Here is an 11940-nt window from a genome sequence, read left to right as displayed (position 1 = left end):
TCGGCCCCTTGCCGTTGTTATTTCAACGAAGCCTAATGGAGCAAGTCAGCAGATTTTGTGATGAAACGATTGCATAGACGCAGGATTCCTGTCTTATTTTGACCAGATCAAAGAAATTATGCGGGAAGCCTTATGCGGCTTGATCGATTAGACGCGCGTCTGCTGAGCATCGTGCAGGCGCACAACCGCCACACGAGCGAAGAACTCGGTGAGATGGTCGGCCTTTCCGCCACCGCGGTACAGAGGCGCGTCAAGCGCTTGCGAGACGAGGGGGTGATCGAGGCCGACATCTCCGTCGTGAAGCCGAAGGCCATCGGCCGGCCAATCGCCATGCTGGTTTCGGTGTCCCTGGAACGCGAGCGGGTGGATATCGTAGACCGCTTCAAGCAGTCCATCCGCCAGACGGCGGAGGTTATGAACGGATACTATGTGACAGGGGATGCGGACTTCGTGCTGATCGTGACAGCCCGGAGCATGGAGGACTACGAAGTTTTTACGCGAAAATTCTTCTACGAGAACCCTGACATTAAAGGTTTCAAGACAATGGTGATCATGGACCGCGTCAAGGTCGGCTTCTCAGTGCCGATCGACGCTGCTGATTTCTCATGATGTCAAATCAAAGGCCTTCTGCCTCGAAATTAGCGAGTCGAAACGTAGGGAGCGGCAGCTGGCAGCAATGGCAACTTTGAGCGCGAAGCTGTATGTGCGTTGGGCATTCTATGTCGGCTTTTGGTTAGTGGATTGAGCGCAGGAATGACTGCCATGAGGCGCAAAGCAGCCACGGAACCTCTGCCGCTACCAGGCAGGCCGAAGGCATACGTTTGAACCGGTTACTCTACTCGTCCATCAGGCTACGACCAATAAATCCGACAAGGGAGATTTTACCCGCTGGCCTTGGCGGATCCCATGTCGCCCCGACTTCCTCCGCCAAGGTGCGCATTGACCCTGCCCATCCCGAAAGCTTTGCTGTCCATTCAGGCGTCATGCGGCTGTCGAAAGACCAACCCTCGAACACGTCAGCCAAGTGAATCATATGACGATAGCCGAGCTCCTCGCGCAGGTCCTCCGACCAGCGTAGCTCTGCAGCTTGATCGAATATGCGTGCGAGACCATCGGCCGAGGACTTCGACTGGTTCCTTCGCTCTTCCATAGCGTTCAACGCGAGCAGGTTCTTCGCCGCGCGGCTAAGCTCTATTCTTTTCTCTGGGGTCAGTCCTTCCCCGGTCGCAGCGCGAGCCTCAAGCGTCCGAGCCAGTGCAATCCTTTGCTGCGGAGTCAGGCGGGGCATCCATACACCTTTCGCGCGGTTCGAGGCCCGAGCCCCTCATCTTTAAATCTAGGATCGCCGCTATTGTTCGATTGAACACTTGCGCGAGCGAAGCCGCAACTCAGGGACACTGGTCCAGAAATACAATCACGACGAGCACGGATCATTGCGGAAGTGTGAAGCAGTCTCCCTCACAGGTAATTTTGCCCAGGTCGGGTTTTGGGATGAGCACGGGCCGGAAGACATGAACGACGGCGGGCTTATGATCGGCGTCAACGTACACCCGCCACCCGTTAGCGTAACCCTTCTGAGACCCGTGAATGTTGGCGCAATCAAACTCGACGGTGGTTTTTTCACATACTCGCCGGAAGCAGATCGTTGCCTCGGGCGCTAATACATCGAGCGAGCCGTCCGTGTAATTGGCGCACCCCGCCAATGCTGGCCCGGGGATGATTGCGGCGAGAATTGCGGTGGCGGGAGCAATGATCAGAGCTTTCATAACGATCCCATTTCGTGATCATTCTTGGAAGAAATCAGCCGTCAGTCGATCATCGCCTACCCAGCTGCGCCAAACGGATTTCGGCAGGGCCCCAAGCCGCGTATCAACTCAAAAGCCGAACAAGTCAGCCCTATGCCGAGGCGGGTTGGTTAAGTGCAGTTAGCTTTGCCTCTGGCCGGATATACCGTCCCCGATCCAATTCAAAGAAAAAGAAGAAAATCCACTTTTTGGATAATACGAAAATCGGATTACCGCAAGGTCGAAGCGAAACTTGCTCGACGAGCGGATGGCCAAAACACTGCATTCGGACCGCCATCGGCGACTTGCTCAGCTGCTGACCGAGAAGCGAAAGCAGGCAGGATTGACGCAGGCAGCTGTCGCCAAAGCTCTCGATCGACATCAACCTTTCATTGCCAACATAGAAAACGCCGATCGTCGCGTGGATCTCATTGAATTCCTCGATCTGGCGAAGGTCGTAGGGTTCGATCCATATGAAGTCTTGCAACAGATCGAGGCCGTCGATCCGCTGACGGATTAGCAGTTACTAGGCCCCGGAAGTTCCGCGACACGCTTGCAGACCGTGAGCTACCTGAGGCCAGCAGCCGTAAGCGCTCGGTAGACTGACCCCCGACCGATGCCGAGGGACGCGGCGATCTCTGACACGGACTTCTGTTGCTGAAACAAGACGACTGCTTCACCGGCCTTTGCTCGCGCCGTAGGCTTCCGCCCCTTGTATTTCTTGTCTGCCTTCGCCTTCGCGATGCCTTCCTTCTGTCGCTCCTTCATCAGGCCCCGCTCGAACTCCGCGAAAGCGGCGAACATGTTCAGCATAAGCCGACCGAACGCTCCGGTCGTGTCCAGCGTCTCCCTACCGAACTGTAAGACCTTCAGACCTACACCACGTCCATGCAGGCCATCGACAATATCACCTAGGGTCCGCGTATTACGCGCCAGGCGATCGATCTTGGTGATCACCAACGTATCGCCCTTGCGCAGAAACTTGAGCGTACGATCGAGCTCCTGCCGATCCCCCAGGGCTGAGACCTGCTCCGAAAAGACTTCCTCGCAACCGGCGGCTTTGAGATCACGTATCTGGGCCTCGAGTCCCGCGACCTGCTCTTCTGTTGAAGTTCGTGCGTAGCCGACCTGCATCCAACTCTCCCATGTCCAGTAGCCTCTAAGCTTTTGAGTCAGAGCCGTCCAAAAGTCAATAGGAACCTTATTGGACGGCGCTAGGGCTTGTTGCAGGGCGTCCGGTAGACCCTGCCCATATGGACGTGTTGCGAGCTTTCTAATAAATCCTGGGATCGCGCACGGCGCTCGGCCAGCGGGTCGACCCGATGAACAGTTTGCGGGTTTCAGGATGATCGGAGGATCTCACTGTCCGACGGCATTGAGGCGCGGTGCAGGCATTCCTTCTTTGGGGCCGACAGCCGTCAGTCCGGTTACGGGGAAAGGTGGGGGAAATATGCCGGTCACCATCTGACTCTTCTTCGACGTTCGCGGCCTGGACGGCGCTCGTGAAAGCGGACATTCAAACTGGTCCGGTTCAGCGCGCCATGCGGCCCGACTACATGACCCGTGGCGGACGAGAAAGAAGCGTACAAGCGCAAATTGGCCCGGTCGAGACGCGTCGACAGATCGGTGCTCAAGCGGCCGGCTGTTTAGGCTGTCTTTGCTGATCCGTCTGCTTCCCCGGCATCGACTTCCCAGCCTTCCTGTGTAGGTAAGATCCGATCTTTTGGATCGCGTCCCCTCTCGTAGTGGCGAATCAATCCCAGCATCGTCTCTTTCGACATGGAGCGGTGCGGCTCGTGCCACTGGTCGACCTTGCCGATCACGGCTTGATAGACCTTCCGGGCCCAAGGTATCTCTGTCATGAGCGGCTCCCCATGCCTCCCGTGACTATAACGGTAAGCCAGAAGTCTCGAGCCCACGTTTAGTGCGGGAACGTCGCTTGCTATCAGGTTTGCCATCCTGTCGACGTCGATGCCGAGTAGTACTGGGTTCCTCGACAGATCATCGTTTATCATGTTGAGCTTATGGAGTGCGTCAAGATCGCCGGCCTCGGCTTCCTTGACTATCTCGTCGGCGCGATTCTCCAAGTCAACCTTTCCAACATCCGCCTGCTTGGCGGTCAGGTATCGGTAGATTTCCTCGAACTCCGGAGTGTCCTTCGAGTTGAACCCCAGCCCATTAGCCGACTCGTATTCGATTGACAGGGTGTCAATCTCGTTTGCTTCAAGTGATCCGTTTGCGACCAAATCATCAACGTAGGACTTGAAGAACGACACCGTTTCCGCACCGTTTGTCAGACGAGTGTCCCCCGCCCTGCCATGTTTGATGGCCAGACCGGCGGCATGAAGGATCTGCCCGCGCTTATTATGTACGCGCTTGGCAAGCTCTTCCTTCAGCTCCTCCACAGCCATATCGGTGTCAGCCATCGGCCTCTCGTAGCTGTGCCACAACCGCCGCCACGATGGCTCGGATCGCCCTTCGCCGAAGCCGAACTGAGACTTGGTCCACATTGTGAACTCGGCGTCGTTCAGGATGCCGCTGGCTTCGAAGTCGATGATGCGTCCATATTCCAGAGGCGGCGACTCTACTGCTACGTCCGCGAAGGTTTCCGAGAACTGCTTCGCGGCCGTCGTCTTCGGATCCTCTTGCTCCTTCTGTTCATGCCGGCCCATGGAACGGACCGCGAGCGTCATGGACAGGCTGGGTAATTTGTTCAAGGCCTCTGCGCTCAGCTTCTTGGACCGATACCAGAGGGTCGTCGCCACCACGACAAGCATGGTTCTGGCAACGTGATCTGCAGGTATCTCGGGATCGGTAAGTAGGCTGCGGACGAACCGCGCACCGTTGACGATGGCCCAGGAATGATTGCGGAGGTTCTCGACATGAGAACGGCCGGCAAGATCGATCAGGACGTCAACACGTTCCTTCATGAACGACTTCGTAGGGCCATCGGAGACTTCCTCGACCGAACGTCGGACCAGGCTTTCGACGTCTGCCTCGATGCGGGCTCTTCGACCGACGATCTTCTCGTTCTGCTCGTCCCAGTTCGCATCTATATGGATCTCAAGCAGCTTCGCTTCGTCTCCGACCAGAATGACACGGCGTTCTCCCGTCGTGATCAGGGTGTTTACGAGGCCCATGATCTCGCCGAAGGCGCCCTTCTCGACGCGTTCGAGATCGTCGAAGACGAGGATGTAGTCGACGTGTCGCCGTGCAGCACGCTTCTCGACGGCGTCGAAAGTCGTCTTGGTAGCGTCCTTTATTTTAAGGGCTTCCAGAACGCCTGAGATGAGTGTCCCAACAGTCTTGCCGACCGCGACCTCGCCAGGGCTCGCCGCACGGTGCATCCGCTTCTCGACATCGGCGGCCGTCTTTACGCCAAAGAGGCTCACGAAGAGAAAGGGCGCCTTATAGAACCGCCTCGCTTTGGCGCTCGCCTGCCGGTCGACTTCGTAGATCTTCTCGAGGAAATAGGTCTTGCCGCTTCCCCAGGGACCTTCGACCAATATCGCATGGGGAACCGGGTGGACGTCCGCTTCAAGGTAGGCATCTATGACTGCGGTCGCGTGTTCGTTCTTCAAGTCGGGCGTCTCCTTTTCCTACAGTAAGATCGGCTTCGAAAAGCTTGTCCAGCGCGCTCCCTATACCGAAGGTTCTTGCGGCGACTTGGCTTCAATTCGAGAGTGAGGTGTCTGCTTTCGCGGAATCCATTCCGGAGCCTCTACGCCCGATTGAGCGCGCATGGCGGTCAATCTCGATCTATGTAAAATGGCATCATGACAGCGATTCACACTACGATCTGGGGTGCTTCCTCCAGTTTTGGACTCAATACCGCTGCGGCGATGGCGCACAAACTTTATCGTGACTATCAGAGGTATCGCAACGCGACGTCGACTGATGACCGAAGGGACGCAGCAATTAACGGAGCTGTCACCGCTTGGCACATGTGCGAATGGGTATGGACGGGCATAGCTACTTTCGACCGGAACAGCACGAACATAAAAGCATTTCTAGGGATTGTCGGCCGTCCGATGGAACGTGGCGATATTCAAGACTGGGCGGAGAGAGAGTGCCCATCACTCTCGATCTGCAGATCGATTTGTAACGGATCCAAACACGTCATATCCGACAAGTCCATGCGCACCGAGATGGACACGCCAGATCCGAACGAGCGCGGACCCGGTAAGCAATTGGTCGCTCGTGCAATTATCCAACACTCAAATGGATCAATCACCGATATGGAACAAGTGCTCCACGACGCTTTCGTTTTCTGGGGTCGCCAAGTCACGAATGAGAGTGCCATGCGCTAATCCGTGCAAAAGCGAAACCGTAGAGGCAGCTTTCGGGTGCGGCAGCAGCGCAAATGAGCGACCGAAATGGGGCGCAAAGCGGACGCCAGGAAAGGTCTAGAATGGGGGCCGAATGCGGACTGGCGGCTTTCAGTGCACAGCAATAAACAACGGATGATAGCGTTATAGCTTTTGAGGCAAGCCCAAACGGCTTTCTCTTTCGGGCCGGGTTGCGTAAGGCTGCACTCCAAACATGGCTTTCAAGAAAGCTGGACGATTCCTTCAAGCGCCGCATAGACCGAGGTTCGCAGCCAACGATCCATACTGCGGGCAAGGCCGGGGTCGCCGCTGAGGAAAAGGCCGCCCCTTTCTTTCTCACGCTCAATGCTGGAGCGGCCCTCCAGGATGGCTCCCAGTGAAACAACGCCGGTCTCAACGTAAAGATCGACGTCCCGGCGGGGGTCGAGCGAGCAGAGCTCGGGCAAGTCCGCGCCTGGCTCGACCACAAACCAGTAATGGGGACACTTCGGTGGGGGATCGTCGCGGAAATGAAAGCGGATGACGGCGCGCCGCCGCGGCAGTTCAGCGAGGTCAATCTTTCGCCGCACAGCCCACATGAGGGTCGAAACATCCACGTCGCCGAGCGCGATCTCCGCCTCGATGTTGCATTGCGCCCATTCCGCCAGCGCGTTCATCGCCGGCTCGAGCCTTATCGACTTTTCGGTACGGAAATAGCTGATGGTGCCCGTCGCCTCGTCCTCAACGCGCTCGACCAGGCCCAACGCTTCCATTTCCTTGAGCCGCCTCGACAAGAGGGCGGACGAGACGTTGCCCACCCCCTTGCGAATGTCATTAAAGCGGGTCGAGCCGTTCCAGAGCTCGGTCAGGATTTGAATTGTCCAGCGTGGCTCCAGGAACTCGCAGGCGTGCGAGATCGGGCAGACCAGTCCGTAAGGCCGTCGCGTCATGGCTGACCGCTCCTTTGCCGCAGGTTAGGCCTTTCGGAGGTCTGAGGCCAGTTCACAATCTGAAGCGGAACGCTTCCGAAGTTACCCTGGTGCCTTCTCGCCTTCTGCCGTCACGTGATCGTCATTCGCATTCCCGATCAACGGAGGTTCACCATGACTTGGCGTAACATGACGCAAACGACACCAGGCCAGACCGCACGGCGCTTGCCGGGCACTTTTCTTGACCCTCCGCTCGAACGGCTGCTGGCCCTTGTCCGTGAGTGGCGGACCCGCCGCAACATAAAGCGTGGGCTTGGTCACCTGTCCAACTTCCTTCTGCGCGACGTTGGCTTGACCAAAGCAGACGTCGAGGCGGCCTGCGCCGACAGTTTCGATACATCCGCCTCTCTCGCGCTTAAGAGTGCAGCGCAGAACCAGACGGGAAATTGGTGAGAAGGGAAAGCCCCGCGGGCTGAGGCCGCTTGAGGGCGGCAATTGATCAGCCGAATTAGGGCCCATTTTTTAACAACGATTTTGAGGCGCAACCGCGGCGTCCGGCGTGGTTGCCGGCGATGTCTCCATCCGCAGCAAAATTGAACTCTCTGGTCGAGTTAAGGCGCATTGCTGACCGGTAGATTTTTTGAGCCGAAAGCTGATCGACTGGTTGTAGAACAAGGTGCAAAGGTCGGGCGTGATCATCGTGTCCCGGACGGTGCGTGATCTCGTGGTCGGCTCCGGCCTGATATTTGAAGAGCATGGCGCGATGGAAGCGAGCGGGCTGCCCGGCGTGCTTGCGTCTTCTCCCTCAGTGGAGCGCCGATCGGTCATGGCGGGTGACCAGTCACAGATGGGTTTTTCGGCCACGCGTTTGCCGGCGGCTGCCCTTCGTCATCCTCGAGAGCGATGCCGGTCCGGACGTCAATTCTATCCGGATAGAAGGCAGGAGCGGGGCGCTGGCGGCCATCAGGCATCTGGCTGCTCTTGGACATCAGCGTTTTGCGATCCTGTCCATTCGGCGCACATCGGGGCCACCCATCGTCCATTTGCCGGGCAATTCCCCGCACGCTTGCGCGTCGACCTACCGCCTCGCCGCGCGGCGATCGCCCGGCATGGGACTGTGGGCGGGCGGCTGCTTTGTAGCTAACCTTGCGCATCGTGCCTGGCGGCTGCAATTAGATACGCCTTCGGCAGGCCTGCGTCGACATGCTCTCGATCTTCCCGACGCCGGAACATGTTGACGTGGAAGAACCAGCCGATGAAATCTTCGTATTGCACAGCTGGCGAGGATCCGCACCACAGCAGGTCAAATCTCTCGAGAGCCTGGCGCATGAGTTCCGAAGCCCGTTGCCGATCGCCGAGGTAGGTCAGGTTCGCGGCATGAAATGCCAGGATGTCAGGCCAGGTTCTCGGCGCCAATGCGAAGTACTCTTCAGCGGCGTCGTAACGCCTGGCAGTGACGTGAACAATTGCTCGCACGGCGGAGAACCAATCGCCGCCGAGAGGATGCAGAATCGAAGCGATCTCGGCTGCTTCATCAGCCGCGTTTTGCTCGCCGAGAAACGCCAGTGCGAGCGCACGATCGATACAGAGGCTTGCGTCGTTCGGATTGAGCGAAGCTGATATGGCGAACCTCGACCGGGCGCGTTCGAACTCACCAAGATAGAGGTGACTCCATCCCAGCGCATGGTGTGCTCGCGCCTCCGCTGCATCGAGCCGGACAGCCTGTTCCGCGCTTCGAAGCGCTGCCTCCTCGATTTTGCGGATGTTTGGAGAACCCGGTGACATCTGAGAGGTGCGTATGTGGCAAAAGGCCAGGCTTGCATGCGCTCGCGCGAACATCGGATCCTTATTTATCGCCTCTTCGAGCAACCGCTCGCAGGCAGCGTTGCCATCGAGTGTCCAGACATCGGACCCATGCATCGCGCGCAACCAGAGATCATATGCATCAAGGCTTTCAGTTCGTTTTGTCTTCGCCCGGGTTTCCGTGTGTTGCTCCACTTGTCCAACTATGGCGCTGACAAGCCTTCGGACCAACTCGTCGTTCACGGCAAAGAAATCCTGAGCCATCCTGTCATATCGTTCTGCCCAAACGTGCCTGGCGGTCACGGTTTCGATAAGCTGGGCAGTTACCCTGACGCTTGCGCCTATCTTGCGCACGCTGCCCTCAACGACGTAGTGCGCTCCGAGCCTGCTCCCGATCTCCTTGATGTCGACTGTTGTCCCCTTGAAGCAGGCAGAGGAGTGGCGCGAGACGACGGCAAGGGGACGGTATCGCGACAATTCGGTGATTAGATCCTCGGTGATCCCGTCACTGAAATATTCCTGATCCGGATCACCACTCATGTTGCTGAACGAGAGTACGGCAATTGTGGTCTTGCGGTCGGCAGGCCGAATGTCGGTGGTCAGGCTCCCATGCAGCTCAGATCCATCGAAGTCATCGGTATCAACCTCCACAGGCCGCGGCCCGGCATATTTGTAGCCCCGGCCATGAACGGTCACTATCATGCCGGGGTCAAGCGCCTTGCGCAGCGCAGACACTTGTACCTGCAGGGTATTGTCCCCTACCACCATGTCTGGCCAGACGCTGTCGAAGAGCTCGGTCTTCCCGACCACAGATTCAGCCTTGTTCAGCAAAGTGCCGAGGATATCGAAGCAACGCGCTGGAAGCTCTACCAGTCCGTTCGGGCCGAGCAATTGCCGTTTCGCGCGTTTCAGCCGGTAATGTCCGAAGTGGATATCCATTCGAGAGGTGCCCCGTCCGAGGACAGCAGCTTAGCTGAAGCGACGGCGAAAGCGAACTTCAGTGTTGTTCAGGATTTTTCAGGTTCGCGCCAAGGACCTGTGCGTAAACCTAGGCGAAGCTCGTGGCTACAGGAGGACGCCATGGTCGATATCGCCACCCACCGAGTCACCCATTCAAGACTGCTTCCCAAACTCGGTTTCGGCACCGCACTGCTTGCAATGACCAAGGTTCTGGGCGGAGCCTTCGAGATGGCGTACGTGATGCCTTATGAGACCATTGCTATTGCGCGCCGGCCACCTCTCGCGGACCCATCTGATCTTCAGCGTCGCGATCCGAATTGGTAAAGGGCATTAGGGACGAAGGTCTGCTTTCGGGAAGTCGCAAACTGATCTCTTGCGGCCGGAGTTGAGGCGCAAAGCAGCCACGTCAAGTCGCCTTGGCCAAGAAGTGCTCGACCCGCCGGAATTCGGAGAGCTTTGGATGGGTCCGGCATTGCCCGCTTATCGCAGCCGGCCTCTCCATCAGTGCTCCATCTCGTTGCAATCTGCGCCCTCTTGTGCGGGCACCGGGCGTATCCCCTTCGCTGCCCTTATTTCATTGATCATGGCAGCGATCTCGAAATGAAGCTCCGAGTTTGTCATCTGGTTGACCGTCGCAGTGAGATTGACGTTGAGCTCCTTCGGAGCTTCGATCCCGAGCAGACGCGCTTTGGCTATGCTGGCGGCGGTCGCCGCCGCTGACTGGCCATGCTCATGAGCCAAGGCACGGGCTTGTTCGAGCTCTGCGCAAAGTGATTCCTTGCTGACCATGAGACTTTCCGCAAGACCTTCGAGCAGATGCCGCCGCCGATTCTGGATGTCAGGCTTTGTCAGGAGTTTTGAGGACTCGACAGCAGCTGCTCGGATAGTACATTTGTAGCCCGCTTCGAGGTATGCCTTATAGGCGGGCAGGCCTTCCACGTAGCCTCGCACGAACGCTTCGTGACGCGGATTTCTAAGTGGTGCTCTCATTGCATTTCCTCAGGCAAATCAGCCACGTCGCTGAGCTAAAGGTGGCATCCCGCGACCTCCTCCCGCTCAATCTGAAAACCCGCTTCCAAGCGAAGCGGCGTAGGCAATGACCATTTGCGACCGTGCGGGACGGCCGCCCAAGTGCGTTCCACCTTTTGGGTGATGCAAAGCTTGAGGGATCTAACTTTGCTTCCTGGTCGCTCATGGTTTCCCGATCTCCAAACGAACCCACGTACACATATTCTGCCCCATAAATTCTGAACGGGCTGCAGAGCGCCGCGGCAACGAGTAGGATGGTGAAGCCACCGCGCGACAATTAGTTGCTGATTGGCGTCGACACGTGCCCAATGATTCAGCGGGAAAGAAGTTGTAGGCCGAACCAATCGCGCGCCGACATGAAGAGTATGTCAAAGATGCCGAAAGAGGCCGGTGGCCACAGCCTAATGGATTGAATAGCTGGCCTGCGGCGCCTTCTGAAATCTGCTGCGGGTCATGGCAGAGATCGAAGAGCGCTGCATTCTGGAAGAAGGATCGCAGAAGGGTTCGCAGACCTCATTCCAATTTCCAAGCAAATGCCGGTCTGCTAGCGACAGGTGCTCAAATTTTCCGAGCCGCTTTGAACGGGCGTTCACGTTGCGCACTGCAATCCAGGATTGGCGGCGCATTCTCGTCCATGGCAACCCGATGGTCTTGCCGCTTTCGACTTGGCGCTCGATATCGGCAGTGGGAATATTGGCTAAGCGGATCGCCTCGCCTGATGCGGAGATATGTGCTTGAGCAGTTCCCCTGCCCTTCGGATAGCGCGGCCGCGGACGCGCCCCGGATGCGTCGGAACCGTATGTACGGTGCGTACAAATATGTATGCACGATGTACGGAGAGATTTCGGTTCAGCGGCCTGATGTAGTGCTCAACCTCCAGCGTCGGCGGGCTGTATCAGCGTTGCCTTCCGCCTTGACGGCGGCCCTCCGCATTTCTCTTCACTTCTGTCGGGGAGGGTTTGGGGTTTGCATGGTTGGTGGGGCGGTGGTGGGACACACTTCACCCTAGCCGGGTGAAGCGTGAGGCTTGCACGGTATGGAGCCGGCGTATGGAGCCCAACACAGTGGCATTTGCAGATTCCGACGGGAGAGGCTTTGCCAATGGTCGGGCGTGCCGGGGTCATACTG

Annotated in this window: 11 protein-coding genes; 4 read left to right on the top strand and 7 right to left on the bottom strand. The window is 57.7% G+C overall.

The genetic code is table 11. From position 1 onward, the window contains the following. The first annotated feature begins 132 nt into the window (after window positions 1-132). Entirely contained in the window at window positions 133-609 is a 477-nt protein-coding gene (locus ACYG9Y_RS02535; protein WP_023715356.1) for an Lrp/AsnC family transcriptional regulator, read from the top strand. Window positions 610-835: 226 nt separating this feature from the next. Here the strand turns inward: ACYG9Y_RS02535 and ACYG9Y_RS02530 are convergent, their stop codons facing one another. Beyond that, on the bottom strand, window positions 836-1288 hold the full coding sequence (locus tag ACYG9Y_RS02530; RefSeq protein ID WP_023737727.1) for a hypothetical protein: 453 nt from the start codon (window positions 1286-1288) through the stop codon (window positions 836-838). Between the two features lie 142 nt (window positions 1289-1430). Continuing rightward, a complete protein-coding gene (locus ACYG9Y_RS02525) occupies window positions 1431-1766 on the bottom strand; it encodes a hypothetical protein (protein WP_023737726.1) in 336 nt (111 codons plus the stop codon). A 286-nt stretch (window positions 1767-2052) separates the two neighbouring features. Here ACYG9Y_RS02525 and ACYG9Y_RS02520 point away from each other — a divergent pair, with 286 nt between their 5' ends. Further along, on the top strand, window positions 2053-2304 hold the full coding sequence (locus ACYG9Y_RS02520; protein WP_023737725.1) for a helix-turn-helix domain-containing protein: 252 nt from the start codon (window positions 2053-2055) through the stop codon (window positions 2302-2304). A gap of 47 nt (window positions 2305-2351) precedes the next feature. Here the strand turns inward: ACYG9Y_RS02520 and ACYG9Y_RS02515 are convergent, their stop codons facing one another. The 3 genes from ACYG9Y_RS02515 to ACYG9Y_RS02505 form a co-directional block, all read right to left on the bottom strand. After that, window positions 2352-2918 carry a recombinase family protein gene (locus tag ACYG9Y_RS02515; RefSeq protein ID WP_023737724.1) on the bottom strand — a complete coding sequence of 189 codons (567 nt, stop codon included), beginning with the start codon at window positions 2916-2918 and terminating at the stop codon, window positions 2352-2354. A 512-nt stretch (window positions 2919-3430) separates the two neighbouring features. Further along, on the bottom strand, window positions 3431-5365 hold the full coding sequence (locus ACYG9Y_RS02510) for a P-loop NTPase fold protein (RefSeq protein WP_023737723.1): 1935 nt from the start codon (window positions 5363-5365) through the stop codon (window positions 3431-3433). Window positions 5366-6333: 968 nt separating this feature from the next. Further along, window positions 6334-7041 carry a winged helix-turn-helix transcriptional regulator gene (locus ACYG9Y_RS02505; RefSeq protein ID WP_198018612.1) on the bottom strand — a complete coding sequence of 236 codons (708 nt, stop codon included), beginning with the start codon at window positions 7039-7041 and terminating at the stop codon, window positions 6334-6336. A gap of 153 nt (window positions 7042-7194) precedes the next feature. Here ACYG9Y_RS02505 and ACYG9Y_RS02500 point away from each other — a divergent pair, with 153 nt between their 5' ends. Next, a complete protein-coding gene (locus ACYG9Y_RS02500; RefSeq protein ID WP_023749096.1) occupies window positions 7195-7473 on the top strand; it encodes a DUF1127 domain-containing protein in 279 nt (92 codons plus the stop codon). 687 nt (window positions 7474-8160) lie between these two features. On the opposite strand, the gene ACYG9Y_RS02495 is transcribed toward ACYG9Y_RS02500, so the two are convergent. Beyond that, the gene (locus ACYG9Y_RS02495; protein WP_023737719.1) at window positions 8161-9762 is read right to left on the bottom strand and encodes a winged helix-turn-helix domain-containing tetratricopeptide repeat protein; all 1602 of its coding nucleotides are present in this window, start codon (window positions 9760-9762) and stop codon (window positions 8161-8163) included. Between the two features lie 141 nt (window positions 9763-9903). On the opposite strand from ACYG9Y_RS02495, the gene ACYG9Y_RS02490 reads away from it, so the two are divergent. Beyond that, complete coding sequence (locus tag ACYG9Y_RS02490) at window positions 9904-10107, top strand: hypothetical protein (protein ID WP_023707890.1); 204 nt, start codon at window positions 9904-9906, stop codon at window positions 10105-10107. Window positions 10108-10284: 177 nt separating this feature from the next. Here the strand turns inward: ACYG9Y_RS02490 and ACYG9Y_RS02485 are convergent, their stop codons facing one another. Then, the gene (locus ACYG9Y_RS02485; RefSeq protein ID WP_460223100.1) at window positions 10285-10773 is read right to left on the bottom strand and encodes a terminase small subunit; all 489 of its coding nucleotides are present in this window, start codon (window positions 10771-10773) and stop codon (window positions 10285-10287) included. Window positions 10774-11940 lie beyond the last annotated feature (1167 nt).

The sequence above is a fragment of the Mesorhizobium sp. W050 genome (assembly GCF_054719535.1).
This window is presented reverse-complemented; position numbering and strand designations above follow the sequence as displayed.

What these genes read in the sequence shown, in the direction of transcription:
- ACYG9Y_RS02505 (WP_198018612.1), bottom strand. Translation starts at nt 7,041, where the DNA reads ATGACGCGACGGCCTTACGGACTGGTCTGCCCGATCTCGCACGCCTGC.
- ACYG9Y_RS02515 (WP_023737724.1), bottom strand. Translation starts at nt 2,918, where the DNA reads ATGCAGGTCGGCTACGCACGAACTTCAACAGAAGAGCAGGTCGCGGGA.
- ACYG9Y_RS02535 (WP_023715356.1), top strand. Translation starts at nt 133, where the DNA reads ATGCGGCTTGATCGATTAGACGCGCGTCTGCTGAGCATCGTGCAGGCG.
- ACYG9Y_RS02500 (WP_023749096.1), top strand. Translation starts at nt 7,195, where the DNA reads ATGACTTGGCGTAACATGACGCAAACGACACCAGGCCAGACCGCACGG.
- ACYG9Y_RS02495 (WP_023737719.1), bottom strand. Translation starts at nt 9,762, where the DNA reads ATGGATATCCACTTCGGACATTACCGGCTGAAACGCGCGAAACGGCAA.
- ACYG9Y_RS02490 (WP_023707890.1), top strand. Translation starts at nt 9,904, where the DNA reads ATGGTCGATATCGCCACCCACCGAGTCACCCATTCAAGACTGCTTCCC.
- ACYG9Y_RS02520 (WP_023737725.1), top strand. Translation starts at nt 2,053, where the DNA reads ATGGCCAAAACACTGCATTCGGACCGCCATCGGCGACTTGCTCAGCTG.
- ACYG9Y_RS02525 (WP_023737726.1), bottom strand. Translation starts at nt 1,766, where the DNA reads ATGAAAGCTCTGATCATTGCTCCCGCCACCGCAATTCTCGCCGCAATC.
- ACYG9Y_RS02530 (WP_023737727.1), bottom strand. Translation starts at nt 1,288, where the DNA reads ATGCCCCGCCTGACTCCGCAGCAAAGGATTGCACTGGCTCGGACGCTT.
- ACYG9Y_RS02485 (WP_460223100.1), bottom strand. Translation starts at nt 10,773, where the DNA reads ATGAGAGCACCACTTAGAAATCCGCGTCACGAAGCGTTCGTGCGAGGC.